General features: G+C 73.3%; 28 protein-coding genes. 18 read left to right on the top strand and 10 right to left on the bottom strand.

What is annotated here, in order from left to right:
* Window positions 1–16: 16 nt before the first annotated feature.
* Genes OG309_RS29090 through OG309_RS29075 form a run of 4 tightly spaced genes read left to right on the top strand, consistent with a single transcriptional unit; the run spans window position 17 to window position 3,628 of the window.
* A complete protein-coding gene (locus OG309_RS29090; protein ID WP_329425239.1) occupies window positions 17–523 on the top strand; it encodes a hypothetical protein in 507 nt (168 codons plus the stop codon).
* Window positions 520–1,653 (top strand): peptidoglycan-binding domain-containing protein, encoded by a 1,134-nt coding sequence (locus tag OG309_RS29085; protein WP_329425238.1) that lies wholly within the window; start codon window positions 520–522, stop codon window positions 1,651–1,653. Before OG309_RS29090 ends, OG309_RS29085 begins: the two co-directional genes overlap by 4 nt.
* Window positions 1,650–2,426 (top strand): ABC transporter ATP-binding protein, encoded by a 777-nt coding sequence (locus OG309_RS29080; protein WP_329425237.1) that lies wholly within the window; start codon window positions 1,650–1,652, stop codon window positions 2,424–2,426. The genes OG309_RS29085 and OG309_RS29080 overlap by 4 nt, the downstream gene beginning before the upstream one ends.
* The gene (locus OG309_RS29075) at window positions 2,423–3,628 is read left to right on the top strand and encodes an ABC transporter permease (protein ID WP_329425236.1); all 1,206 of its coding nucleotides are present in this window, start codon (window positions 2,423–2,425) and stop codon (window positions 3,626–3,628) included. Before OG309_RS29080 ends, OG309_RS29075 begins: the two co-directional genes overlap by 4 nt.
* A 43-nt stretch (window positions 3,629–3,671) precedes the next feature.
* Here the strand turns inward: OG309_RS29075 and OG309_RS29070 are convergent, their stop codons facing one another.
* Both OG309_RS29070 and OG309_RS29065 read right to left on the bottom strand, forming a co-directional pair.
* On the bottom strand, window positions 3,672–4,409 hold the full coding sequence (locus tag OG309_RS29070) for an SDR family oxidoreductase (RefSeq protein WP_329425235.1): 738 nt from the start codon (window positions 4,407–4,409) through the stop codon (window positions 3,672–3,674).
* A 124-nt stretch (window positions 4,410–4,533) separates the two neighbouring features.
* Window positions 4,534–5,001: a MarR family winged helix-turn-helix transcriptional regulator gene (locus tag OG309_RS29065; RefSeq protein ID WP_329425233.1), complete on the bottom strand. Its 468-nt coding sequence runs from the start codon at window positions 4,999–5,001 to the stop codon at window positions 4,534–4,536.
* A gap of 253 nt (window positions 5,002–5,254) precedes the next feature.
* Between OG309_RS29065 and OG309_RS29060 the strand changes: the two genes are divergently transcribed.
* The 7 genes from OG309_RS29060 (at window position 5,255) to OG309_RS29030 (ending at window position 10,169) form a co-directional block, all read left to right on the top strand.
* Entirely contained in the window at window positions 5,255–6,025 is a 771-nt protein-coding gene (locus tag OG309_RS29060; protein WP_329425231.1) for an SDR family NAD(P)-dependent oxidoreductase, read from the top strand.
* Between the two features lie 88 nt (window positions 6,026–6,113).
* Window positions 6,114–6,506 carry a WXG100 family type VII secretion target gene (locus OG309_RS29055; RefSeq protein WP_329425230.1) on the top strand — a complete coding sequence of 131 codons (393 nt, stop codon included), beginning with the start codon at window positions 6,114–6,116 and terminating at the stop codon, window positions 6,504–6,506.
* A gap of 66 nt (window positions 6,507–6,572) precedes the next feature.
* Window positions 6,573–6,872: a WXG100 family type VII secretion target gene (locus tag OG309_RS29050; protein ID WP_329425228.1), complete on the top strand. Its 300-nt coding sequence runs from the start codon at window positions 6,573–6,575 to the stop codon at window positions 6,870–6,872.
* On the top strand, window positions 6,872–8,587 hold the full coding sequence (locus tag OG309_RS29045) for an RNase A-like domain-containing protein (protein WP_329425226.1): 1,716 nt from the start codon (window positions 6,872–6,874) through the stop codon (window positions 8,585–8,587). The genes OG309_RS29050 and OG309_RS29045 overlap by 1 nt, the downstream gene beginning before the upstream one ends.
* 14 nt (window positions 8,588–8,601) lie before the next feature.
* The gene (locus OG309_RS29040) at window positions 8,602–9,210 is read left to right on the top strand and encodes a hypothetical protein (protein WP_329425224.1); all 609 of its coding nucleotides are present in this window, start codon (window positions 8,602–8,604) and stop codon (window positions 9,208–9,210) included.
* Window positions 9,211–9,519, top strand: a complete 309-nt coding sequence (locus OG309_RS29035; protein ID WP_329425223.1) for an RNase A-like domain-containing protein — start codon at window positions 9,211–9,213, stop codon at window positions 9,517–9,519.
* A gap of 14 nt (window positions 9,520–9,533) precedes the next feature.
* Entirely contained in the window at window positions 9,534–10,169 is a 636-nt protein-coding gene (locus OG309_RS29030) for a contact-dependent growth inhibition system immunity protein (RefSeq protein WP_329425221.1), read from the top strand.
* A 321-nt stretch (window positions 10,170–10,490) separates the two neighbouring features.
* Here OG309_RS29030 and katG read toward each other — a convergent pair whose 3' ends face one another.
* The gene (katG, locus tag OG309_RS29025) at window positions 10,491–12,716 is read right to left on the bottom strand and encodes a catalase/peroxidase HPI (RefSeq protein ID WP_329425219.1); all 2,226 of its coding nucleotides are present in this window, start codon (window positions 12,714–12,716) and stop codon (window positions 10,491–10,493) included.
* Between the two features lie 205 nt (window positions 12,717–12,921).
* Between katG and OG309_RS29020 the strand changes: the two genes are divergently transcribed.
* Window positions 12,922–13,359 carry a Fur family transcriptional regulator gene (locus tag OG309_RS29020; protein ID WP_329425217.1) on the top strand — a complete coding sequence of 146 codons (438 nt, stop codon included), beginning with the start codon at window positions 12,922–12,924 and terminating at the stop codon, window positions 13,357–13,359.
* Window positions 13,360–13,414: 55 nt separating this feature from the next.
* On the opposite strand, the gene msrB is transcribed toward OG309_RS29020, so the two are convergent.
* The 4 genes from msrB to OG309_RS29000 all read right to left on the bottom strand — a co-directional run bounded on the left by msrB (window position 13,415) and on the right by OG309_RS29000 (window position 16,688).
* Complete coding sequence (msrB, locus tag OG309_RS29015; RefSeq protein ID WP_329425215.1) at window positions 13,415–13,822, bottom strand: peptide-methionine (R)-S-oxide reductase MsrB; 408 nt, start codon at window positions 13,820–13,822, stop codon at window positions 13,415–13,417.
* Window positions 13,823–13,838: 16 nt separating this feature from the next.
* On the bottom strand, window positions 13,839–15,248 hold the full coding sequence (murC, locus tag OG309_RS29010; RefSeq protein ID WP_329425214.1) for a UDP-N-acetylmuramate--L-alanine ligase: 1,410 nt from the start codon (window positions 15,246–15,248) through the stop codon (window positions 13,839–13,841).
* A gap of 92 nt (window positions 15,249–15,340) precedes the next feature.
* Complete coding sequence (locus tag OG309_RS29005; RefSeq protein WP_329425212.1) at window positions 15,341–15,811, bottom strand: indole-3-glycerol phosphate synthase; 471 nt, start codon at window positions 15,809–15,811, stop codon at window positions 15,341–15,343.
* A gap of 106 nt (window positions 15,812–15,917) precedes the next feature.
* Window positions 15,918–16,688 carry a pyrimidine reductase family protein gene (locus OG309_RS29000; protein ID WP_329425210.1) on the bottom strand — a complete coding sequence of 257 codons (771 nt, stop codon included), beginning with the start codon at window positions 16,686–16,688 and terminating at the stop codon, window positions 15,918–15,920.
* A gap of 36 nt (window positions 16,689–16,724) precedes the next feature.
* On the opposite strand from OG309_RS29000, the gene zapE reads away from it, so the two are divergent.
* The 3 genes from zapE (at window position 16,725) to OG309_RS28985 (ending at window position 19,822) form a co-directional block, all read left to right on the top strand.
* Entirely contained in the window at window positions 16,725–17,810 is a 1,086-nt protein-coding gene (zapE, locus tag OG309_RS28995; RefSeq protein ID WP_329425208.1) for a cell division protein ZapE, read from the top strand.
* Window positions 17,811–17,843: 33 nt separating this feature from the next.
* Window positions 17,844–18,269, top strand: a complete 426-nt coding sequence (locus tag OG309_RS28990; RefSeq protein ID WP_329425205.1) for an OsmC family protein — start codon at window positions 17,844–17,846, stop codon at window positions 18,267–18,269.
* Between the two features lie 173 nt (window positions 18,270–18,442).
* Entirely contained in the window at window positions 18,443–19,822 is a 1,380-nt protein-coding gene (locus OG309_RS28985; protein WP_329425203.1) for an alkaline phosphatase PhoX, read from the top strand.
* Between the two features lie 24 nt (window positions 19,823–19,846).
* On the opposite strand, the gene OG309_RS28980 is transcribed toward OG309_RS28985, so the two are convergent.
* Window positions 19,847–20,776, bottom strand: a complete 930-nt coding sequence (locus OG309_RS28980; protein WP_329425201.1) for an oxidoreductase — start codon at window positions 20,774–20,776, stop codon at window positions 19,847–19,849.
* Between the two features lie 74 nt (window positions 20,777–20,850).
* On the opposite strand from OG309_RS28980, the gene OG309_RS28975 reads away from it, so the two are divergent.
* From OG309_RS28975 to OG309_RS28965, 3 genes are read left to right on the top strand one after another with little or no spacing between them, the layout of a single operon-like run.
* Window positions 20,851–21,483 (top strand): TetR family transcriptional regulator, encoded by a 633-nt coding sequence (locus OG309_RS28975; RefSeq protein ID WP_329425199.1) that lies wholly within the window; start codon window positions 20,851–20,853, stop codon window positions 21,481–21,483.
* Window positions 21,484–21,516: 33 nt separating this feature from the next.
* Complete coding sequence (locus tag OG309_RS28970; protein WP_329425197.1) at window positions 21,517–22,401, top strand: PPK2 family polyphosphate kinase; 885 nt, start codon at window positions 21,517–21,519, stop codon at window positions 22,399–22,401.
* Between the two features lie 17 nt (window positions 22,402–22,418).
* Entirely contained in the window at window positions 22,419–23,324 is a 906-nt protein-coding gene (locus OG309_RS28965; protein WP_329425195.1) for a polysaccharide deacetylase family protein, read from the top strand.
* Between the two features lie 13 nt (window positions 23,325–23,337).
* Here the strand turns inward: OG309_RS28965 and OG309_RS28960 are convergent, their stop codons facing one another.
* Window positions 23,338–23,988: an ABC transporter gene (locus OG309_RS28960; RefSeq protein WP_329425193.1), complete on the bottom strand. Its 651-nt coding sequence runs from the start codon at window positions 23,986–23,988 to the stop codon at window positions 23,338–23,340.
* On the bottom strand, window positions 23,985–24,836 hold the full coding sequence (locus OG309_RS28955; protein WP_329425191.1) for an ABC transporter ATP-binding protein: 852 nt from the start codon (window positions 24,834–24,836) through the stop codon (window positions 23,985–23,987). The genes OG309_RS28960 and OG309_RS28955 overlap by 4 nt, the downstream gene beginning before the upstream one ends.

Raw genomic sequence — 24,836 nt, 5'->3', positions numbered from 1 at the left:
GAGGATGGGAGCGCACATGACGATCACGGGACGGCTCCGGCGCGGAGCCCTGGCGGTGGCGGCCCTCGCGGCCCTGGCGACGGGGTGCGGCGGCGGTGGCGGCGACACCCCGGGGGTGGCGAGCGGCGGCGGGACCCGGTCGGCGTCGGCCTCCGCGTCGGCGTCCCCCAGCGGCAGCCGGCAGGACCAGCTCGTGGCCTTCGCGGGCTGCATGCGCGAGCACGGCATCGAGGTGGCCGACCCGGCCCCGGGCGACGAGAACGTGCAGCTGCCGCCGGGCACCAAGGGCGACGCGCGGACCCAGAAGGCGCTCGCCGAGTGCCAGGGGCTGCTGGGCGCGGGCGGCAAGGAGGGGACGGACGCCACGGCGCAGGACAAGGCGGTCCGGCTGGCCCGCTGCCTGCGGGAGAAGGGCCTGGACGTGGCGGACCCGGAGCCGGGCAAGCCCTTGCAGCTGAGCGGTGCGGCGAACGATCCGAAGGCGCGGACGGCGATCACCGAGTGCAGGGCGTCGGTCCGGTGACGGAGTCGCTCACCCTCGCCGCCGACGAGGAGCACGAGGAGCCCCCGCCGCGCGACCGGGGCCGCCGCGGCCTCCTGATCGGCGCCGCCGTGCTGGTGCTGGGCGCGGTCGCGGCCGGCGGGGTCGTGCTGTCGTCCCGTACGGACGGGCCGGCCGCCCCGGCCGCCGGGGCGCGCACGGGCACGGCGGCGGTGGTCCGCACCGACCTGGTGCAGAGCGAGCGGATCGACGGCACGCTCGGCTACGCGGGCTCCTACACGGTCACGGGGCCCCGGGGCGGCGGGATCGTCACCTGGCTGCCGGACGTCGGCGTGACGATCGCCCGCGGGCAGCGCGCGTACGCCGTGGACGGGGTCGCCGTGCCCCTGTTCCACGGCTCGACCCCGCTCTACCGCACGCTGGAGGAGGGCGTGGACGACGGCCCGGACGTGCGGGTCGTCAAGCGCAACCTGAAGGCGCTCGGGTACGGGGACGAACTCGCCGACGACTCCCGCTTCACCTCCGGCACGGCGGAGGCGGTACGGGACTGGCAGGAGGACCGGGGCCGCGAGCGCACCGGGAAGGTGGCCCCGGGCGATGTGCTGGTGGAGCCGGGCCCGGTGCGGGTGACGGAGATACCGGGCATCGTCGGCGCGCCCGCCGAGGGCCCGCTGCTCCGTCTCACCGGCACCCGGCGGGTCGTCACCGTGGACATGCCGGTCGGGCGCCAGCAGCTCGCCGGGAGGGGCGCCGCCGTCCGCGTACGGCTGCCCGGCGGGAAGGAGACGGACGGGAAGGTGTCCCGGGTGGGCACGGTGGCGCGGGCGGTGGCCTCGGGCGGCCCGGACCGGCAGGCGCAGGGCGCGCCGGGCGAGGCGACGGTGCCGGTCGAGGTGACCCTGTCGAAGCCTGCGGACGTGGGGGCGCTGGACGGCGCCCCGGTCCAGGTCGACTTCACGAGCGAGCGCCGCGACGACGTGCTCGCGGTCCCGGTCCCGGCGCTGCTCGCCCTCGCGGAGGGCGGCTACGCGGTGGAGACCCCGGAGGGCCGGCTGGTGCCGGTGACGCTGGGGGTGTTCGCCCAGGGCCGGGTGGAGGTCTCGGGCACGGGCCTGCGGGAGGGCATGAGGGTGGAGGTGCCGCTGCCGTGACGGAGCCCGCGAAGAAGCTCGGGACCGAGCCCGAGCCGGTGATCGCCCTGGAGGCGGTCTCCAAGACGTACCCCGGCGGGGTCCGGGCGCTGCACGGCGTCGACCTGACCGTGCACGAGGGCGAACTCCTCGCCGTGGTGGGCCGTTCGGGCTCGGGAAAGTCGACGATGCTGCACCTGATGGGCACCCTGGACGCGCCGAGCGAGGGCCGGGTGCTCCTCCGCGGCCACGACGTGGCACGGTTGACCGACCGTCAGATCTCGGCGGTGCGGGCGCGCTGGATCGGCTTCGTCTTCCAGCAGTTCTTCCTGTCGCCGGGCCGCAGCGCCGTCGACACCGTCGCCGAAGGCCTTCTGTACCACGGCATCCCGGCCCGCCGCCGCCGCGCCCTCGCCGTCGCGGCGCTGCGCCAGGTGGGCCTGGGCCACCGCCTGCACCACCGGCCGCACGAGATGTCCGGCGGCGAACGCCAGCGGACGGCGATCGCGCGGGCGGTGGCGATCCGCCCGTCGGTGATCCTCGCCGACGAGCCGACCGGCAACCTGGACTCGGCGGCGGGCGCGGGCGTGCTCGACCTGCTGCGCGAGCTGAACGCACGGGGGACGACGATCGTGGTCATCACGCACGACCCGGGGCTGGCGGCGCAGCTGCCGCGACGGGTCGAGGTGCTGGACGGGCGGATCCGCGCGGACTCGGGGGCCTTGGGGCCTTTGGGGTCCACAGGATCCTTGGGGTCCACGGGGCCCTTGGGGTCCTTGGGGGTGTCGTCATGAGCGCCGGCCGCCCCCTCCCCCGCCCCTCCCGCATGCCGGTCGCCGACGTGCTCCGCGTGGGCCTGGTGGGGATGCGGGCCCGGCCCACCCGGGCGGTGCTGTCCGCCCTCGGGATCGCGATCGGGATCGCGGCCATGGTGGCGGTCCTCGGCATCAGCAACGCGGGCCAGGCCGAGCTGATGAACCGGATCAGCCGGCTCGGCACCAACCTGCTGACCGTCTCCCCCGGCCGGGACCTCTTCGGTGCCGAGGCGCGGCTGCCGAAGGACGCGGTCGAGATGGTCCGCCGCATCGGGCCGGTCCGGTCGGTCACCGCGACCGGCGCGCTGCCCGGCGTGACGGTCCGCCGCACCGACCGCATCGACCCGCTCGCGGGCGGCGGGATCGGCGTGAGCGCGGCCCGCACCGATCTGCTCGGCACGATCGGGGGCACGGTCCGCGAGGGCGAGTTCCTCAACGGGGCCACCGGCCGCTACCCGGCGGTCGTGCTGGGCTCGGTGGCCGCGCAGCGCCTCGGCATCGACCGGACGGGGCGTCAGGTCTACCTGGGTGAGCGTTGGTTCACCGTCACCGGCATCCTGGACCCGGTCGCCCTCGCGCCGGAGATCGACCGCTCGGCCCTCGTCGGCTGGGAGGCGGCACGCACCCTGTTCGGCTTCGAGGGGCATCCGACGACGGTGTACGAGCGTTCCCCGGACGAGTCGGTGGAGGCGGTCCGCGCCGTCCTCGCGGCGACCGCGAACCCGCAGAGCCCCCAGGACGTGAAGGTCAGCCGCCCGTCCGACGCGCTGGAGGCCCAGCTGGCCGCGAAGTCCGCGTTCACGTCGCTCTTCCTCGGGCTCGGTGCGGTCGCGCTGCTGGTCGGGGGCGTGGGCGTGGCCAACACGATGGTGATCTCCGTACTGGAACGCCGCCCGGAGATCGGCCTGCGCCGCTCCCTGGGCGCGGGCCGCGGCCAGATCCGCCTCCAGTTCCTCACCGAGTCCGTCGCCCTGTCGGGCGCGGGCGGCACGGCGGGCGTCGCCCTGGGCGCCCTGGTGACGGCGGGCTGGTCACTCTCGCAGGGCTGGCCGCTGGTGCTGCCCGTGGACATCCTGCTCGCGGGCGTGGCGGCCGCGGCCCTGATCGGCACGGCGGCCGGCCTCTACCCGGCGGGGCGGGCGGCGCGGCTGACGCCGACGGAGGCGCTGGGGGCGGTGTGAGCGCCCGGCGCCCGCGCGGCGCCGGAGGCTCGTCCCTCTCCCCTCACCCCCGCGCCGCGAGGAACTCCTCGAAGGTGCCCTTGCCGTCGGCCCGCTCCGGTGCGAGGTGTCCGCCCTCGCGGAATCCGCGGTAGGCCCGGCCCGCCAGGGGCACCTCCAGGATGCGCCGGCGGCGGCCGCTCGCCCGCAGGTAGGCGCGGGCCAGGTCCGGCAGGGTGCGCACCTCCGGGCCGCCGAGGTCGGGGACGCGGCCCGCGGGGGCGCCGGGGGCGAGGTCGGCGAGGCGGGCGGCGACCTCGGCCACCTCGACGGGCTGGTCGCGGACTCCGGCCGGGAGCAGCATCACGGGCGGCTTCGCCGCGGCTTCCAGCACCCGGAGCACGAGGTCGTGGAACTGGGTCGTGCGCAGCACGGTCCAGCCGAGGCCCGAGGCCTCGACGAGCCTCTCCACGGCCAGCTTGCTGCGGTAGTAGGCGAACGGGACCCGGTCGACGCCGACGATCGAGATGTAGAGCAGGTGCCGCACCCCCGCGCCGCGGGCCGCCTCGATCAGATGGCGGGCCGCCTCCTCGTCCCCGCCCTTCGGGGAACTCGCGCAGTGCACGACCGTGTCCACACCCGCCACGGCCTCGGCGAGCCCGGGGCCGCCCGTGCGCAGGTCCACGGCGTACGGCTCGGTGTGCCGGCTCAGCACCCGCACTTCGTGCCCGTCCGCGCGCAGCCTCTCGGTGACGAGCCGGCCGAGGGTTCCGGTGCCACCGGTCACCAGGATCGTGGTCATCGCAATCGCGTCCTTCCGCAGGGGGACGCTCCCCGATGGAACGCCCCTCCCCCATAGGACCGACGGGCCGTGCCGAAACGTGACATCGCCACGCACCACGGGCCGGGCGGGCCGGGCGGGCCGGTCAGGCGACGGGCCCGCCGGCGTTGCGGATCAGCCGCTGGAGCACCTTCATCGTGGTGACGTAGTCCGCGTCGTCGATGCCCTCGTGCAGGGCGGCGCGGATCGCGGGGGCGTTGCGTGCGAGGTCGACGCGGGCCTGTTCGCCCTCCTCGGTGAGCCACCACCGGTCCTCGGCGTCGCGGGTCAGCCAGCCGCGCCGCAGGAGCACCTCGGCCTCGGCGGCCAGGTCGTCCTCGGGGCGGATGTAGGAGGCCATGGCCCGGCGCAGCTCGGCCACGGTCATCCCCTGGCCGTCGGGCGAGATGTCGTGCACCGAAAGGTTGCGCAGCAGCCAGAACTGGGGCTGGGTGTAGCCCTTCTCTGCCTGCCTGGCCCGGGTGAACGCGATGAGCGCCTCGTAGGCGAGACCGGTCCAGTAGGCGGCGGGCTGTCCGGCGAGTTCCGCGTCGGTGGTCTGCTGGGTCGTCATGGGATGTCCCCTCCTGCACTTCGGGTGCGGAGCCCGCACGCGTGCGGGCCGTACGAGGAACGTAGGACCTCAAGCGTGGTCGAGGTCAAGCGGCGGCCCGCCCGTCAGGGCCCCGGATCCGTTCGATGTGCCAGGATGCCGCCATGAGTACCGCCACCGCCCGCGTCCGCGGCTCCGAGTGCCGCGAAGGCGCCCGTGCCGCTCTCTCCCCGGCCCCTTGGCGGGGGCCCCTCACCTTCTGCGGGCGTGTCTGATGGCGTACCTCGACGACCTGTTCTCGCTCGCCGGCCGCACCGCCCTCGTCACCGGTGGGAGTTCCGGCATCGGCAAGGCCGTCGCGCGGGCCCTCGCGCGGGCGGGGGCGTCCGTGGTGATCGTGGCGCGGCGGGAGGCGGAGCTGAAGGCCGCGGTGGACGAGCTGACTGCGGCGGGGGCGGAGGCCGCCTGGGTGAGCGCGGACCTGAGCGGCCGGGACGGGGTGAAGGCCGCCGCCGAGGAGGCGGTGGGGAGGTTCGGCGAGCCGGACATCCTGGTCAACTCGGCCGGGATCAACCTGCGACCGCCGCTCTCCGAGCTCTCGGAGGACGTCTGGGACACCACCATGGCCGTGAACCTGGAGGCGCCGTTCCTGCTCGGCCAGCGGTTCGGGCCGGGGATGGCCGAGCGCGGGTTCGGGCGGATCATCCACGTCACGTCCCAGCAGGCGCACCGCGCGTTCGTGCAGTCGGGGGCGTACGGGGTGTCGAAGGGCGGGCTGGAGTCGCTGGCGCGGTCGCAGGCCGAGGCGTGGTCCCCGTACGGCGTCACCTGCAACACCCTCGTGCCGGGGTTCGTCATGACGCCGCTGAACGAGCGGCTGTCCTCCGACCCGGAGAAGGTCGCCGGCCTGGCCGCCCGGACGATGGTGGGGCGGAACGGGCTCGCCGAGGACTTCGAGGGGGCCGCCGTCTTCCTGGCGAGCCGGGCCTCCGCGTACGTCACGGGGCAGGCCGTGTTCGTCGACGGCGGGCTGTCCGTGCACTGAACCCCCCGGGCCCCCGTGCGGTCCCCGCCTGCCGGACGTCTGTCGTAGCCCGTTGCTAAGGTTGCGGTAGCGACGAAAGGCGGGGGCCATGACCATCGACGCGCACCTGAAGACCTCGGACGAGGACCTGACGAGACTCGCGGACGATCTCGACACGATGCAGCGTCATATCGACGGCCAGGTACGGCGGATGGACGGCATCGTCGACCGGATCGAGGCGGGCTGGAAGGGCGAGACCGGCAAGGCGTACCGGTCCCTGCACCGTGCCGCGTCCGAGGACGCCGTACGCATACGCGAAATCCTGGTCGTCCTCGAACAGGCCGTGCGGCTGAGCCGCGACGGCTTCACCGAGCAGGAGATGGAGAACCTGCGGCGCCTGCGGAAGATGGAGAGCTCCGTGGACGTGGCGGCGGAGGCCGCGAAGCTGCAGGCGCCCGAGGCCGGGGCCGACGGACCGCGCAGCGGCATCCTGGACGTCTGAGGACGCTTCACCACCGCATCCCACCACCGCAACACAGGCGCACCACCAAGGAGCACGGGGGCTCTCTTGTCCGACGACCACATAGGCGTCAGCTTCGGCACGCTGGGCGATCTCGCCACCGAGCTCGAAGACATCCTCAAGCAGCTCAACACCCGACTGGAAACGCTCTACGAGCGCACCGAGAAGGTCGTGCTCGCCTGGGACGGCGAGGCGCGCGACGCGTTCGTCGACGAACTCGACCGGTGGGACCGGCAGATGCAGGACCTGCAGGCCGCCCAGAAGTGGCTGCACGAGGTCGTGACCAACGGGCAGGCCAACTACGGCTCCGCCCACCGCGCGGTCCTGCGCGGCTGGGGGGCGGCCTGATGGGAACGCCCACCGCTCCGCCCGCCCCGGGAGCCGGATTCGACGTCACGCCCGCCCAGTTGAACGGGGTGGCGGGGACCGTGGCCACCCAGCAGGGCAACCTGGACAAGGCCGCGAAGGACTTCCTCTACGTCATCGTCGAGTACATGGACTGCGGCGGGTACGGTCCGACGGCCCAGGCCGTCTCCGCCTCGTACGTGAAGGTCGGCAACAAGTTCCTCGACACCTGGGCCAAGGCGGTGGCCGGCATCGGCGGCGTCGCCACCGGCTTCGTCACCACCGCCAACAACTACGCGCGGGCCGAGGCCGCGAGCCATCCCTCGGGCACCGCGCAGCCCCAGCAGTTCCCGCTCCCCCACGTCATCGACTCCCCACCCCACTACTCCCGGATCACGGATCTGAAGTGGGGTGACATGGACGACTATGCGAGCAACCTCATCTCCTGGCTGCTCGAAGGCGTCCCCGACTGGGCGATGGACATCATCCGCAAGCTGCTGCACCACGTCTTTCGCTGGGGCAAGGCCGCCGACATCCTGCCCCTGCCCGACTACCAGGAGATCGACAAGCTGGCGCTCGCCTGGCTCCAGCCCGGCTTCTCCGTCGGGCAGGTCGAGGGGATGCTCAACCAGGCCGTGGGCTCGATCTCCGACCCGAACAACGGCGAGTGGCAGGCGGCCATGCGCACGTTCACCAGCTCCCTGTGGGGCACGACGGCCTGGGGCACGTCGACCGCCGGGTACGAGTGGAAGCACGACAGCGGCGGCTCCGGCACCTCGGCCGGCACCAGCGCCAGCCACCCCGTGATGAGCGTCCTGTTCGACACCACGCAGGAAGTCAGCCAGGCACTGCGGGCGTTCGCCGAGGCCGCCTCGAAGATGCGCCACGAGCTGTGGCGCATCTGGAAGAAGGCCGTCTGGGACGCGCTGCCGCACATCAAGGACGGCATCGACCTGGGCGATGTCAAGAAGATCGGCAAGAGCATCCTGTCCCTCGGCCGCGACCTCGGCATCAACATCACCCTGGAGATCGACCAGGCCGCGATGAGCCGGGCCGTGACGACGTACGAGAACGAGTGCCGGGCGGTCGTGGCGCGGCTCGACAAGCTGATCCCCGCCCTGGAGGAGGCCGACAGGGCCGTCCCCACCTACCGGTCCGAGCAGGCCAGGGCGCAGGCCTTCGGGGCGCGCTCGCTCAACGAGTTCAAGCACGAGCACAAGTTCATGGTGCCCGGGCAGGACGAGGACGACTTCTACTACCCGATCGACCTGGCCAGCCAGGAAGGGCTCTACGACAGCCACCCGATCGACAAGCACGTCGGGCTCACCGACGACCAGCTGCGGATGCGGCTGCGCGACCAGACGGGCGCGCCCGCCGCCTCGTCGTTCACGGACCTGGCCTCGGCGCAGAAGTACACGCAGGCCGTGATCAGCAACGACGCGAACGAGAACCGCATCTCGGACTGGATCGACAGCACCCGCAAGAAGATCCAGACGAATCCGAACTACGACCCCAACAAATCCGAGATCCAGCCCCCGCTCCTTCTGGAATTCCCGGGGCAGGACGTCGGCCGCAGCGTGTCGCGCGACGATTACACTAACGACGGCATGAACGCCAAGGCCGAAGGCAAGAGCTGGGTCCAGGTGCGGCTCATCTACAAGCACGATCTCGATCCGCCGTTCATCGTGCTCACCGCCATGCCGCACAAGGGACCGTGAGAGAGGTGTGTGCCATGTTCTCGGACGGGCCGGTGGTCCGGCTCCTCGACCTCGCCGTGTCGGTACGGGAGTCGGCGGGCCGCCTCTCCCTCGACACCGAGCTCGGGCGGTACGTACGGCTGGTGCGCGGCGACGCGGTGGCGCAGTGGAACTGCTCGGCGTACGCGGCGGCCGGAGCCCTCGACCTGGCCGCCGGCGCACTGGACGAGGCCCCGTCCGCCTTCCGGGAGAAGGCCGCGCGGGCCGCCGGAGACTCGGATCCGGGGCAATTCCTCCGGAGCCTCGCGCATTCACTCCGAGAACAGGACCGGGCGGGATCGGCGGAATTCTCGGAACTCCCGATGGAAGGCTGGGAATTCCTGCTGACATTCCCGCTCCTCTTCGGCCTCGACGCGATCCTGATGGACGAGGCGGGCCCGGTCGACGCGACCGTACGGACCCTCCTCGACAACGAGCACCCGTTCTGCACGGAGCTCGCGGCCGGGTACGCGGGCGAGGCCCAGCGGGCCCGCGTCCTGTTCCCGGGCGCGCAGGGGCTGCGCCCCCGCCTGTCCTGGGCCACCCGGGACGCACTCCTCTCGATCACGACCACCGTCGACGACCACATGCAGCGGGAGCACTGAATGACCGCGCGCCGAAACCGCGCCGCGAGCTATCCGGACCGGGAGACCGCCCAGTGGGCCACCCAGCAGGTGGTGACCCGCAACGAGCAGGTGATCCACCGCTGGCTCGCCCAGTCCACCCGGCAGCGGCTCGCCATCGAGGCGGCCTGGCCGTCGCGGCCCGAGCCGGTCGGGCGGGTGCTCACCGATCCGATGGCGCTCGCCGGCCGGGACGCCTACGAGGTGCGTGCCGCCCGGGTCGTGCTGCGGCGCAGCGAGACGAGCCCGCTCGGCTTCACCGTGCACTCCACCGTCCCGATCGACCTGTAGGGAAGCCGCAGCCGATGCCCCTCAAGCCCCTCGAACACGACCGGAAGTACGGCGAGCTGGACCAGGTCGTCCGCGCCCACCTCGGGCGCCGCGCCGACGACCCCGAGGCCCTGGAGGCGTACCTGCGGCACTGCTGGCGCACCCGCCCCTGGGTGATCGGCGTGGCCGAGCACCAGCTGCGCGAGTACGCCCAGAACCCGCCGGGCCGGCTGCGGCTGCGGCTCGGCGAGTACTACCCGGTGCCGGACGTGGGCCTGCCCGACGACGAGGTCCAGGACTGGCTCCGCGGCCTCGCCGACCGCCTCCGCGCCAGCGTCGAGACGGGCCAGGCCCCGCCGCCGGCCACCCCGCGCACCCACTGGGAGTGGCACGCCCGCTTCCCGGAGCTGGCCCAGCTCCTCGGCGGCTGGTTCGGCCAGGACATGCCGGAGGAGTTCGGCGACCACGACGCGGCGCTCGCGAACTACCGCGAGACCACGGACGCGGGACTGGTCGCCCAGCTCGTCGGCGAACTCCGCGACCTGCTCTCGCTCCCGCTGAGCGAGTCCGACCACGCCCTGGCCCTCACCGAGCTCGGCCTGGAGGTCGACCCGCCCGAGCCCCTGGGCCCGGGCGCCTGGCTGGCGGAGCTGGCGGACCGGCTGCGCTGATCCGGTCAGGGCGACCGTGGCGTGACGGTCACCTGGGTTCGGACCGGAACATCCAGGACACCATGTCGGCGTCGAACCGGTCGGTGAGACCGTCGGTCGCCGCACCCCCGGACGACGCGTCCGGCCGGTCCCCCGAGTGCGGTGTCCCGCGCCCCCGGACGGGCCGGTCGTGCCCCGTCCGCGCGGGGACGGCGACGAGCCCCGCCCCCGGTCGCCGGCGCTCGCCTCCCCGAACGGGCTGTTCGGGGAGGGAGACGCCGTGCTGTCAGGGGCGGGGCTCGTGTGCCGGGTGTGACCGGAGGGCCGCTGCGACCTCTGCGGTCAGCGCAGGTCGAACCGGTCCAGGTCCATGACCTTGGCCCAGGCCGCGACGAAGTCCGTCACGAACTTCTGCCGGGCGTCGTCGGAGGCGTACACCTCGGCGACGGCGCGCAGCTCGGCGTTGGCACCGAAGACCAGGTCGGCACGGGTGCCGGTCCACTTGACCGCGCCGGAGGCGTCGCGGGCCTCGAACGTGGTCTGGTCGTCGGAGGTGGACTGCCAGACGGTGTCCAGGTCGAGCAGGTTGACGAAGAAGTCGTTCGTCAGCTTGCCCGGGGTCTCGGTGAGGACGCCGAGGGAGGACTGCGGCTGGGTGACGCCCAGCACGCGCAGGCCGCCGACGAGGACCGTCATCTCCGGGGCGGACAGGGTGAGCAGGTTCGCCTTGTCGACGAGGAGGTACTCGGCGGGGAGGCGGTGGCCCTTGCCGAGGTAGTTGCGGAAGCCGTCCGCGCTCGGCTCCAGGGCGGCGAAGGACTCGACGTCCGTCTGCTCCTGGGAGGCGTCGACGCGGCCCGCGGAGAACGGGACCTCGACGGCGAAGCCCGCGTCCGCGGCGGCCTTCTCGACGGCCGCGGCGCCCGCGAGGACGATGAGGTCGGCGATCGAGACCTGCTTGCCGCCGGCCGCGTTGAAGGACTCCTGGACGCCCTCCAGGACGCGCAGCACCTGGGCGAGCTCGTCCGGGTTGTTGGCCTGCCAGTTGCGCTGCGGCTCCAGGCGGATGCGGCCGCCGTTGGCGCCACCGCGCTTGTCGCTGCCGCGGAAGGAGGCGGCGGCGGCCCAGGCGGCGGAGACCAGCTGGGTCACCGACAGGTCGGAGCCGAGGATCTTCTCCTTGAGGGAGGCGATGTCCGCGGCGCCGATCGGCTCGCCCTGGCGCACCGGCAGCGGGTCCTGCCAGAGCAGCTCCTCGCTCGGGACCTCCGCGCCGAGGTAGCGCACGACGGGGCCCATGTCGCGGTGGGTGAGCTTGTACCAGGCGCGGGCGAAGGCGTCCGCGAACTGGTCCGGGTTCTCGTAGAAGCGGCGCGAGATCGGCCCGTAGATCGGGTCCAGCTTGAGCGAGAGGTCGGTGGTGAGCATCGTCGGCAGGTGCTTCTTGGCCGGGTCGAAGGCGTCGGGGATGACCGCCTCGGCGTTCTTCGCGACCCACTGGTGCGCACCGGCCGGGCTCTTGCCGAGCTCGTACTCGTACTCGAAGAGGTTCTTGAAGAAGCCGTTGCCCCACTGGGTGGGCGTCTCGGTCCAGGTGACCTCCAGGCCGGACGTGATCGCGTCCTTGCCGGAGCCCGTGCCGTAGGAGCTCTTCCAGCCGAGGCCGAGCTGCTCGATCGGCGAGGCCTCCGGGTCGGCGCCCACGTTGTCGGCGGGGCCGGCGCCGTGCGCCTTGCCGAAGGTGTGGCCACCGGCGATGAGGGCGACGGTCTCCTCGTCGTTCATCGCCATGCGCGCGAAGGTCTCGCGGATGTCGCGGGCGGCCGCGATCGGGTCCGGGTTGCCGTTGGGGCCCTCGGGGTTGACGTAGATGAGGCCCATCTGGACGGCGGCGAGCGGGTTCTCCAGCTCGCGGTCGCCGGAGTAGCGCTCGTCGCCGAGCCACTCCGTCTCGGGGCCCCAGTAGACGTCCTCGTCCGGCTCCCACTCGTCGACGCGACCGCCGCCGAAGCCGAAGGTCTCGAAGCCCATGGTCTCCAGGGCGACGTTGCCGGTGAGGATCATCAGGTCGGCCCACGAGATGGCCTTGCCGTACTTCTTCTTGACCGGCCAGAGCAGGCGGCGGGCCTTGTCCAGGCTCGCGTTGTCCGGCCAGCTGTTCAGCGGGGCGAAGCGCTGCTGACCGCCGCCGGCGCCGCCGCGGCCGTCGCTGACGCGGTACGTGCCGGCGCTGTGCCAGGCCATCCGGATCATGAGCGGGCCGTAGTTGCCGAAGTCGGCGGGCCACCACTCCTGCGAGGTGGTCAGCACCTCGGCGATGTCCTGCTTCACGGCGGGGAGGTCCAGGCCCTGGAAGGCCGCCGCGTAGTCGAACTCCTCACCGAGGGGGTTCGCCACGGCCGGGTTCTTGGCGAGGATCTTCAGGTTGAGGCGCTCCGGCCACCACTGCCGGTTGCCACCGCCCTGCGTCGGGTGCGCGGCGCGGCCGTGCGCGACCGGGCAGCCGCCCTTGCCTTCCGCGGCCGCCTCGTCCTCGGTGACCAGGGGATCGTGCTTCTGCTCAGACATCGGTCTTTCCTTCCGAACCATTCGGATCGCGGAGCTCGGGAACTGCTGAGGCGTCGGTGTGACCGGCGCACACCCTCTTGGCTACTACTGGAGTCGATCCTATGGTGGACTCAGTCCAAGTCAATACGACAACCGGACCCGTACGGATTACTCGCGCCGCACCGGCGCTGACCCGCGCCGAGACGCGCTGCAAGGGCTGGTGACCATGAGCAACCTTCTGGAGCGGCTCCGCCGACGGGGCTGGCGGATGACGGCCCAGCGCCGGGTGGTCGCCGAGGTCCTCTCCGGCGAGCACATCCACCTCACCGCCGACGAGGTGCTGGCCCGCGCCACCGCGAGACTGCCGGAGATCTCCCGCGCGACCGTGTACAACACGCTGGGTGAGCTCGTGTCGCTCGGCGAGATCCTGGAGGTCTCCAGCGTCGGCCGGGCCAAGCGCTACGACCCGAACGCCCACGAGGCCCACCAGCACCTGGTGTGCTCGGGCTGCGGCGCGGTCCGGGACGTGCGTCCGGAAGGGGACCCGCTGACGGGGCTCGCCGACGCGGACCGGTTCGGCTTCACGGTCACGGCGGTGGAGGTGACGTACCGGGGGCTGTGCCCGGAGTGCGCGCAGGCCGAGCGGGAGGCCGAGCGGGCATGAGAAAGGGCCCCCTCTCGGGGGCCCTCCTCGGTTCACGGCCTCGTCCGGCCCGTGCTCAGCTCTCCGTCGGCTCCAGCGTCAGCGAGATCGAGTTGATGCAGTAGCGCTGGTCCGTGGGCGTCGGGTAGCCCTCGCCCTCGAAGACATGGCCCAGGTGCGAGCCGCAGCGGGAGCAGCGGACCTCGGTGCGGACCATGCCGTGGGAGGTGTCGGCGACCAGCTCGACCGCGGAGCTGTCCTTCGGGTCGTAGAAGGACGGCCAGCCGCAGTGCGACTCGAACTTCTCGGTGGACGTGAAGAGCTCGGCGCCGCAGGCCCTGCAGGAGTAGACGCCCTTGGTCTTCGTGTCCGTGTACTCACCGCGGAAGGCGGGCTCGGTGCCGGCCAGCCGGAGCACCTGGTACTCCGACGGGGTCAGCTCGGCCTGCCATTCCGCGTCCGTCTTCTCGACCTCGTACGCCATGAGCTCGCTCCCTCTGCTACTTCGCCGACTCGTCCGGGCCGTCCAGGCGGTCCAGGATCCGCGGGCCCAGGTCCGTCACGTCGCCCGCGCCCATGGTGAGAACCAGGTCGCCGGGCTTCGCCATTCCCGCCACCACGTCCGGCACCGCGTCCTTGTCGTGCACGGGCGTGACGTCGGCGCCGGCGGCGCGGGCCGCGTCGATGATCAGCTGGCTGGTGATGCCGGGGATCGGGTCCTCGCGGGCCGGGTAGATGTCCAGGACCACGGAGCCGTCGGCGAGCGCGAGCGCCTCGCCCATCTCCCGGCCCAGCTCCTGGGTGCGGGAGAAGAGGTGGGGCTGGAAGACGACGAGGAGCCGGGAGGCCCCGGCGGCGCCGCGCATGGCCTCCAGGTCGGCGGTCATCTCGGTGGGGTGGTGGGCGTACGAGTCGATGACCTGGACGCCGGCGGCCTCGCCCTTCAGCTGGAGGCGGCGGCCGACCCCGGTGTACGCGGTGAGGGCCTGGGCCAGCTCGGCCGGGTCGATGCCGACGCGGGAGCCGGCGACCAGGGCGGCGGCCGCGTTGTGGGCGTAGTGGCGGCCGGGCACGGAGACCGTGAAGGTGTGCTCGGTGCCGTCGAGGGCGACGGTGACCTCGCTCTTCATCCCGTTGGGGACGATCTTGAGGATGCGGGCGTCGGAGTCCTCGGACTCGCCCACCGTGACGACCCTCAGGCCCTCGCGACCGGCGACCCGGCGGGCCAGCTCGCGGGCGCCGGAGTGCTCGCCGACGACGAGGGTGCCGCCGGGGCGGATCTTGGCGGCGAAGGCTTCGAAGGACTCGTAGATCTCGTCCATGGAGGCGTAGTTCGCGTGGTGGTCGAGCTCGACGTTGAGGACGATCGCGACCTGCGGGTCGTACTTCTGGAAGCTGCGGTCGCTCTCGTCGGCCTCGGCCACGAAGACCTCGCCCTCGCCGTGCCGGGCGTTGGTGCCGGGGCCCGCGAGGTCGCCGCCGATGGCGTACGAGGGGTCGAGCCCGAGCTCGGTGAGCGCGACGGCCAGCATGGAGGTGGTCGTCGTCTTGCCGTGCGTACCGGCGACGGCGACGGCGCTGAGGCCGTCCATGAGGGAGGCGAGCGCGTCGGAGCGGTGCACGACCGGGATGCCGAGCTCGGCGGCGCGGGCCAGCTCGGGGTTGTCGGCGCGGATGGCGCTGGAGACGACGACGGCGGAGGCGTCGTCGGCGAGGTGCTCGGCGGCGTGGCCGATGTGCACGGTGGCGCCCAGGGCGCGCAGGGACTCGGCGGTCGCGGACTCCTTGGCGTCGCTGCCGGCCACCTTGGCGCCGCGCTGGGCGAGGATCTTCGCGATGCCCGACATTCCGGCACCGCCGATGCCGATGAAGTGCGGCCGTTCCATGGCGGCAGGGATGGCGGGTGCCATGCGGATCTCTCCCCGGGGTGCGTCTGTCTGGAAGGCTCCAGCCTAGTGCGTCGGGGCGGGCGTCCTCGGACGCCCGCCCCGACGTCGCGCGGCTACTCGCTGTGCGCGAAGAGCTTCAGGACGGGCACGCCGACCTTGTGGCGGGCCCGGGAGGCCCAGTCGCGGTGGAAGAACTCCTCCACGTAGTGCGGGGCCGTCAGGACGATGACCTCGTCGGCGTTGACCTCCTCGACGACCGACTTCATCTTGTCCAGGGGGTGGTCCTCGACCACCTGTCCGACCGCCTGGCAGCCGGCGTCTCTCAGGGCCTGGAGGGAGTGCTCCAGGGCCTGCTCGGCCGGCTTGCGGGCGTCCTTGCCCTCCGGTTCCTCGCCCTCGCGGGTCGCCTCCTTCAGTTCGCCCATGGCGACGTCGTCGATGGCGCGCAGCAGTACATCGGCCTGGTCACCGCGCGGCTGCATCAGGACGACGAAGGAGACACCCTCGTCGCCGTGCAGCGTGGTGACGAAATCCACGTCGACGGACGTCAGGGGCTTCTCGATCATCAGAACGCTTGTGAACACCTCAGGAGCCCTTCTGCGGAAACCATCCTTCCCCGTGCCCGCACGGGGACTGCGTGAGTAAGTGTGCCCAGCGGAAGCAAAGCGGAACGACAAATTCCGCTGATTGTCAGATCCGACGGTAGCGGGTGAACAGGAACCCGTCCTGCTCCAGCAGCGACGCCACGGCGAAGCGCCGCGGAACGTCCACGAGGGGGCCCTGGGCGATCCGCTGGGCGCTCCCCGCCGTCATCGTCGGCGAGACGCTCAGGCACAGCTCGTCGAGCACCCCCGCGGCCACGAACTGCCCGAGCAGCCGGGGCCCGCCCTCGGTCAGCTGGCGCCGCAGCCCGCGCTCCGCGAGCAGCGCCACCACCCGCTCCGGCTCGACCCCGCGCCCCTCACCCGCGACCAGCACCTCGGCCCCGGACCCGCGGGCCTCCGCCACCCGGTCCGCGGGCGCCTGGGCGCCGGTCAGGACCAGGGTCGGCACCAGCGGCTCGGTGAACAGCGGGAGCGAGAAGTCGAGGTCCAGGGAGGCGGTCACCACGGCGATCGCCGCCGCCGGACCCTGCCCCGCCGCCGCCCGGCGGGCCGCGAAGGCCTCCCGCGCCCGGGCGGGGCGGTAGCCCTCCAGGCGCACCGTCTCCGCGCCGACGACCACCACGTCGGCGAGCCCCCGCAGGGTGCCGAAGATCCGCATGTCGGTCTCGGAGGAGAGCGGCTGGGAGCGTCCGTCGTGCTGGCCGGCCCCGTCGAGCGAGGAGACCATGTTGGCCCGGAGCCAGGGACCGGAGGCCGCCTCCGCGGGGTACGCGTAGGCGTCGGCGAGCTCGTCGAGGGACCACTCCCTGTCCGGGGCCGTGGCTGTCATGTCCGTCACAGGGAACAGGCGTCGCATCCTCGCAGTCTGACATGGCGCTTACAGTGGGGAACTGTGTCGACCCGTGCCATAACCGAAGCGGCTTCCACCGAAGCGGCCCCGCTCTCGCTCTGCTCCCGAGAGCCCCACGTCCCCGCCGACCGGCTCGTCGCGGAGATGGTGCCGCCGCCCCGGTTCGACGCCGTGCGCTTCGACACCTACATACCGGACCCCAACCAGCCGAGCCAGATCGACGCGGTCAAGGTCCTCTCCTCGTTCGCCGAGGGGCTCGGCGGCGCCCACGCCTCCGGCGCGGGCAAGCGCCGCTGGTTCTCGAAGAAGCCCGCCGCCCCGACGGGCCCGCGCGGGATCTACCTCGACGGCGGCTACGGCGTCGGCAAGACCCACCTGCTCGCCTCCCTCTGGCACGCCACCCCGGCCGAGCCCTCGCTCAAGGCCTTCGGCACCTTCGTGGAGCTGACGAACCTGGTGGGCGCCCTCGGCTTCCAGCAGACCGTGCAGACCCTCGGCGGACACCGGCTGCTGTGCATCGACGAGTTCGAGCTGGACGACCCGGGCGATACCGTCCTCGTCTCCTCGCTGCTGCGCAAGCTGGTCGAGTCGGGCGTGGCGCTCGCCGCCACCTCGAACACCCTGCCCGGCAAGCTGGGCGAGGGCCGGTTCGCCGCCGTCGACTTCCTGCGCGAGATCCAGGGCCTGTCGGCGCACTTCCAGCCCCTGCGGATCGACGGCGAGGACTACCGCCACCGCGGTCTGCCCGAGGCCCCCGCCCCGTACTCCGACGAGATCGTCGCGAAGACCGCGTACGCCACGCCGGGCGCCTCCCTCGACGACTTCCCGCACCTGCTCGACCACCTGGCCAAGGTGCACCCGAGCCGGTACGGCGCGCTCACCGACGAGCTCACGGCCGTCTGCCTCACCGACGTCCAGCCGGTCCCCGACCAGTCGACCGCGCTGCGGCTCGTGGTCCTCGCCGACCGGCTCTACGACCGCGAGATCCCGGTGCTCGCCTCCGGACTGCCCTTCGACCGTCTGTTCAGTGACGAGATGCTGAACGGCGGATACCGCAAGAAGTACTTCCGGGCGATCTCGCGGCTCACCGCGCTGGCCCGGGACGCCAAGGGGCTGGTCGCGCAGTAGCTTGGGGCCACACCCGATCGAAAGGGATCCACCATGGCCACCGTGCGTCACGCCCACACCGTCTGGGAGGGCGACCTCCTCAAGGGCAAGGGCGTCGTCTCCCTCGACTCCTCCGGTCTCGGCTCGTACGACGTCTCCTGGCCGGCCCGGTCCGAGCAGCCGAACGGGAAGACCAGCCCGGAGGAGCTCATCGCGGCGGCGCACTCCGCCTGCTACTCGATGGCGTTCTCGCACGCCCTGGCCGGCGCCGGCAACCCGCCGGCCCGCCTGGAGACCAAGGCGGACGTCACCTTCCAGCCCGGCGAGGGCATCACCGGCATCCACCTGACGGTGCGGGGCGAGGTGCCGGGCGTGGACGCCGCCACGTTCCAGTCGCTGGCCGAGGACGCGAAGAAGAACTGCCCCGTCAGCCAGGCCCTGACGGGCACGACGATCACGCTCACCGCCGAGCTGGTCTGACCGCGCCCCGGCTGCGGGCCACGCCTTTCGCATGAGGCGATGTGGGCCCGCACGGTTCACCGCGCACCATGTGCGTGGTACACACGTGCGGGTCACACGTCATCACACGCCACACCACACTGATCGGTTCCGTTCGGTTCCGTCCTGTCCGCCAGCAGGAAGTGGGTTGCCTCATGTCCGCAACACGACGTCAGATCCTCGCCCGCACCGGCGCCTCCGTCGCCGGCATCGCCTTCACCGGCGCCTTCTCCGAACTCTTCGCGGGCAGCGCCGCCGCGCTCGGCGGCCACGCCGGGTACGGCCCGCTGGTCCCCGACCCGGCCGGCCTGCTCGACCTCCCCGCCGGCTTCTCGTACCGGGTCCTGTCCCGGCAGGGCGACCCGCTGCGCTCCGGCGAGGGCACCGTGCCCGGCAACCACGACGGCATGGGCGCCTTCGCCGGCCGCCGCGGCCGGGTGCACCTGGTCCGCAACCACGAGAACCGGATCACCGCGAAGACCTCCGTGCCCACCGTCCCGGGCCTCACCTACGACCCGGCCGCCAAGGGCGGCTGCACGGTGCTCGAACTCGACGGCCGCTCCCACGTCCTCGGCGAACGGGTCGCCGTCGCCGGCACCGCCGTCAACTGCGCGGGCGGGCCCACTCCCTGGAACACCTGGCTCACCTGCGAGGAGACCGAGGACCGGGCCGGGACCAACGGCTACACCAAGGACCACGGCTTCGTCTTCGAGGTCGACGGAGCCGACCCGCACCGCACCGGCGCCGTACCGCTGACCGCGATGGGCCGCTTCCAGCACGAGGCCGTCGCCGTCGACCCGAGGAGCGGGATCGTCTACGAGACGGAGGACGCCTTCGAGGCGCCGTTCGGCCTCTTCTACCGCTTCCTGCCCGAGAAGCCGCTCGGCGGCACCGGTTCGCTGCGCGCGGGCGGCGCCCTGGAGGCCATGCGGGTGCCCGGGGTGCCGGACCTGTCGGTGGTCCAGGAGCCGGGGAGCTGCTTCGAGGGCGTGCGGTGGGTACCGGTGCCCGACCCGCTGGCGGCCGGGACCCCCGTCCGGCACCAGGACTTCGGGCCCGGCGGCATCACGCACGCCCAGAAGCTGGAGGGCTGCTACTGGGGCCCCGGGCGCGCCGGAGGTCCCGGGGCCGTGTACTTCGTGTCGTCGTTCGCCCGCGCCAAGGACGGCTCGGGGGCCACCCACTTCGGCCAGGTGTGGAAGTACGAGCCGCACCGGCGCCGCCTCACCCTGGTGGTGGTCTTCGGCCCGGACACGGACGTCCGGCTGCCGGGCGAGTCGCCGGACAACATCTGTCTGGCGCCGTCCGGCGGCCTGATGGTCTGCGAGGACGGCGACGGCGCGCAGCACGTCTTCGGCGTGAGCCGGAAGGGCGAGGTGTACGCGGTGGCGCGCGGCGCGCAGAACATCGGCACCCCGGAGGGCCCGGAGTGGGGTGAGTTCGCGGGCGTGACCTTCGCGCCGGACGGCCGCACGATGTTCGTCAACTGCTACACCCCGGGGACGACGTTCGCGGTGACGGGGCCCTGGCGGTGACCCTGCCGGTGACCCCGGCGGCGCTCAGCCGAGGGGGTACCTCACCTCGGTGAGGCGCTCGGACAGCTCCCACAGGCGGCGGCCGGTCTCCGGATCGGTCGCCGCCGGCGCGAAGGCGACCCGCTTCGGCGCGCCGCGCAGCTCGCCCGGCCCGTCCGGCCCGTAGAGCGCGCCGCCCTCGGCGTCGGGCGCGGTCGCCGCGTACAGCTGAGGGAACGCCCCGGTCGCCGCGGGCTGGGCGAACAGCGGGCCGAGGACCCGTCCGAAGACGAAGCGCACGAAGGCGACCGGGGTGTCCTTCTGGAGGCCGGTCGCGGAGTAGCCGGGGTGGGCCAGGAGGCTGCGGACGGGGCTCCCGGCGGCGGTCAGGCGCTGGTGGAGCGTGTGCCCGAAGACGGTGTTGGCCAGCTTGGCCTGCCGGTAGGCACCCATGGGCGAGTAGCGGCGCTCCGCGTCGATGTCGTCGAAGTCGATCCGCCCCCTGCGGTGTTCGAGCGAGCTGACGGTGACGACGCGGGGGTCGCGGCCGGCCGCGAGGCGGTCGAGGAGCAGCCCGGTGAGCGCGAAGTGGCCGAGGTGGTGGGCGGCGAACTGGAGCTCGTGGCCCTGGGCGCTGAGGGTGCGGGGCGGGGCCATCACGCCGGCGTTGTTGACGAGGACGTCGAGCCGGGGGTGCTCGGCGGACAGCTTCCCGGCGAAGTCCCGTACGGAGGCGAGGTCGGCGAGGTCGAGGTGGCGGACGTCGAGGAGGGCGCCCGGGTGCGCCCGGAGGATGCCGTCGGCGGCGGCGCACCCCTTGCGCTCGTCGCGCACGGCGAGGACGACGTGTCCGCCGCGCCGGGCGAGCTCCCGGGTGGTGGCGAGACCGAGGCCGCTGTTGGCCCCGGTGACGACGAAGACGCGTCCGGTCAGGTCGGGGATGAGGTCGGCGTTCCAGCGCCGCTGCTCTGTCATGTGTCACACGCTGCCCTTGGTGTCACTCGGTGTCAAGCGCTTCCCCAAGTGACACAGCGGGCTATGATCGGCCCATGACGCCCACCACGCCCGAGCCCGCCGTCAGCCTGGCGGAACGCAAACGCCTGCTCGTCGCCACCGAGCTCACCGAATCGGCGCTGCAGCTCCTGGCCCTGAAGGGCTTCGACGCGGTCACGGTGGACGAGATCGCGGCCGCCGCCGGGGTCTCGAAGCGGACCTTCTTCCGCTACTTCGCGTCCAAGGAGGACGTGGTCGTCCGGTTCCTGTCCGGCATGGGCGCCGACATCCACGCGGCGCTCGCGGAACGCCCCGCCGGGGAGCCCCCGTCGCGGTCGCTGCGGCACGCCGTCGCGGTCCCGCTGCTGGCCTGCACCGACCGGCACCCGGACCACGCGGCCCGGGCGCTGCGCGTGGTCCAGCTGATCCTCGGTACGCCCGCGCTGCTGGCCCGCTTCCTGGAGCGGCAGGCCGCCTGGCAGGAGACGCTGGCCCGGGAGCTGGCCCGCCGCGAGGGCCTCGACGTGACGGCGGACCCGCGCCCGCGACTGGCCTCGGGCACGGCGCTGGTCGCGTTCCGGGTGGCGCTCCAGGGGTGGAGCGAGAGCGAGGCGGCGGAGGACCCGATGGGGCTGCTCGACCGGGCGTTCGCGGTGGTGGCCCCGGCCCTGGACGCGCACGATCGGTGAAGGTGCGCCGATCGACGTGAGGAAGGGCCCGAGATGCCGAAGAAGAAGAACCGAGGAGCGGAGGCGTCGGCGAACGGGACCGCGTCCCTGCGCGAGCTGCTGAAGGTCCCGGTGGGCGGGCGGATCGACCTCGCCTCCTACGACGCCGCCGCGACCCCGGGCGGTCCGAGGAACAAGGCGGCCGGATCGGCGGCCGTCGCGGAGCTGGCCCCGGCCCTGGCCACCCTCCAGGAACGCCTGTACGCGGCGAGCACGGCGGGCGACCGGAGACGTCTGCTCCTCGTGCTCCAGGGCATGGACACGAGCGGCAAGGGGGGCACGGTCAAGCACGTGATCGGGCACTTCAACCCCTCGGGCTGCCGCATCCGGGCCTTCAAGGCCCCGACGCCGGAGGAGAAGGCGCACCCCTTCCTCTGGCGCGTCACCCAGGCGCTCCCCCGCCCCGGCGAGATCGGCATCTTCGACCGTTCGCACTACGAGGACGTGCTCATCGCCCGGGTCCGCTCGCTGGCCCCGGGACCGGAGCTGGAGGACCGCTACGCCGAGATCGGGGCGTTCGAGAAGGCGCTGACCGAGGACGGCGTCACCCTCGTCAAGGTCTTCCTCCACGTGTCGTACGAGGAGCAGCGGGCCCGGCTCCTGGAGCGCCTGGACAACCCGGAGAAGCACTGGAAGTTCAACCCGGGCGACATCGAGGAGCGGGAGCTGTGGCCGGCGTACCAGGAGGCGTACGAGATCGCCCTGGAGCGCTGCTCGACGGAGGCGGCGCCCTGGTACCTGGTCCCGGCGGACCGCAAGTGGTACCGCAACTGGGCGATCAGCACCCTGCTCGGGGAGCACCTGGCGGAGCTGGACCCGCAGTACCCGAAGGGCGACTTCGACGTGGCGGAGTGCCGGAGGCGATTGCTCACCCAATGATCGGTTAATTTCCCTGGGTGACCATTTCTGTACGAAAGCTGTCGGCGCTTGCCCTTCTGGGCGCCGTTCTCGTCGGCTGCGACGGGGGCGCGGCCGCACCGCCCGCAGCAGCGCCCGCCGCCGCACCCGCGAAGAGCACCGCACCGAGCCCGCACGCACCGGGGTCCGCCACACCGGCCCGGCCCGGCCACCCGGCGGCCCCGGCCCCGAAGGTGCCGCCGACCCTGGCGCCGGGCCCGAACGGCCTGACCCGCGTGTACACGCACCGCACGGGCCGGGCGGCGTCGGCGGAGAAGGTCGTCGCCCTCACCTTCGACGCCGACATGACGGCCGACCAGGGCCCGCGCGCCGCACGGGGCGAACACTTCGACAACCCGCAGCTCATCGCGACCCTGCGCCGCCTCGAGGTCGACGCGACGGTCTTCATGACGGGCCGCTGGGCCGAGGAGTACCCGGACCAGGCCCGCTCCCTCGGCAACGACCCCCGCTTCGAGATCGCCAACCACTCCTACAGCCACTACGCCTTCGCGACCCCCTGCTACGGCCTCCCGACCGTGGCCGCGCCCGACATGGCCGCCGACGTCCAACGCGCCTTCGACGCCTTCCGCGACGCCGGGGCGACCCACGTGGTCCCGTACTTCCGCTTCCCCGGCGGCTGCTACGACGACGACGCCCTGCGCGCACTCACCCCCCTCGGCGTCACCGCCGTCCAGTGGGACGTGGTCAGCGGCGACGCCTTCGCGAAGGACCCGGACGCGGTCGCGGACCAGGTCCTGGAGGGCGTGAAGCCCGGCTCCCTCGTCGTCATGCACTGCACCCGCAGCGCCGCCCCGGTCACCGAACAGGCGATCCGCCGCATCGTCCCGGAGCTCCGTGCGAAGGGCTACCGCTTCGTGAAGGTCTCGGAACTGATGAGCCGCTGACCGGCCCGGAGTCCTACTCCCACCACGCCGTCGCCCGGCACGCCACCCCCACCGCCGCCGCGCCCAGGACCAGCGCGCCCGCCAGGGCCGGCCACGGACAGCTGACGGTGGCGGTGTGCGCGGCGGTGACGAGCGGCGAGACGGCCGCCTTGGCCGGGGAGCCCGTCGTGACGAGGGCGAGGAGGGAGCCGAGGAGGAGCGTCGTCAGGGACCAGCCGCGGGAGGCGACCAGGGGGCGGGTCGTCAGGGCGCCCACGGCGGTGCCGGTCAGGACGCAGACGGTCGCCGCGAGGAGGCCCTCCGCCCCGGCCGCGAGCGGGGAGACCCCGCGGTGCCCGCTCAGGGCGGTGACGGTCACGACCGCGACGGCGCCGACGAACAGGGTGGCGGCGGTGCCGGTCAGGATCGCCGCCAGGTGGGCGCGGGTACGACCGGCGGCCGCGGCGGTCACGGCGCGGGCGGCCGGGGGTTCCTGGCCGAGGCAGATGCGGACCGCCCAGGCGCCGATCGGGACCAGGCCCGCCACCGTGTAGCCGAGGGCGCCGAGCACGGGTTCCCCCGCGTTGACGCCGACTCCGACGAAGACCGCGTACAGGAGGAAGGGCGCCAGCCAGCGCTGGGAGCGCAGGAGCAGGGCGGCCTGGTAGCGGAGCAGCGCGGTCACAGGCGTACGCCTTCGGTGGTCAGGTCGTCGATGTGCCAGCCCGCGTCCAGGAGCGCCCGCAGGAGGGTGTCGGAGTGGGCGGCGTCGACGGTGACGGTGAGCCGGGCCGCGTCGGATCCGGCGTGGGCGTACGCCGGTGAGCCGGGGAGGCCGGGCGGGAGCGGCGTGCCGCCGGTGGCGCCGACGCGCACGCGGGCCCGGGGAGCGGCGTCCGGTTCCGTACGTCCAGCGCGGGGCCCCGGTCCGTGGACCCTGCCGTCCGCCACCCGGTACTCCGCGTCCGCCTCCCCCGCCAGTCGGCGCGGGTCGTGGTCGACGAAGACGACCCGGCCGCCCGCCGCGACGCGGGCGCGCACCGCGCGGTCGAGTTCCGTGCGGGCGGTGGTGTCGAGGCCCGTCCAGGCCTCGTCGAGGACGAGCAGGTCCGGGTCGGCGAGCAGGGCCTGGGCGACGGCCACCTTCTGGCTGGTGCCCTTGGAGAGTTCGGCGAGCGGGGTGTCGGCGTAGGGCGCCGCGTCGAAGCGGGCCAGCCACTGCCCCGCGCGCACGGCGGCGTCCCGGCCGGTGAGGCCCTGGACGCGGCCGAGGTGGACCAGGTAGCCGGTCGCGGTGAGCGGGAGGGCGGCGGGGAAGCGTTCGGGCACGTACGCGGTGCGCGGCGGACGGGCGGCGATCCGGCCGGCGCTGGGCGCGTCGACGCCCGCGAGGAGGCGCAGGAGGGTCGACTTGCCGGTGCCGTTGCCGCCGGTGACGCGGGCGAGGGTGCCGGCGGGCAGGTCGAGTCCCACCTCGCGCAGCACCCAGGGTCCGCGCGGGCCGTAGCGGCGGCCGACGCCTTCCAGCCTCAT

It is taken from the genome of Streptomyces sp. NBC_01268 (assembly GCF_036240795.1).
In the GTDB taxonomy this organism is placed as follows: domain Bacteria; phylum Actinomycetota; class Actinomycetes; order Streptomycetales; family Streptomycetaceae; genus Streptomyces.
Note: the sequence above shows the minus strand (reverse complement) of the source record. Positions and strands in the feature narration are given on the sequence as shown.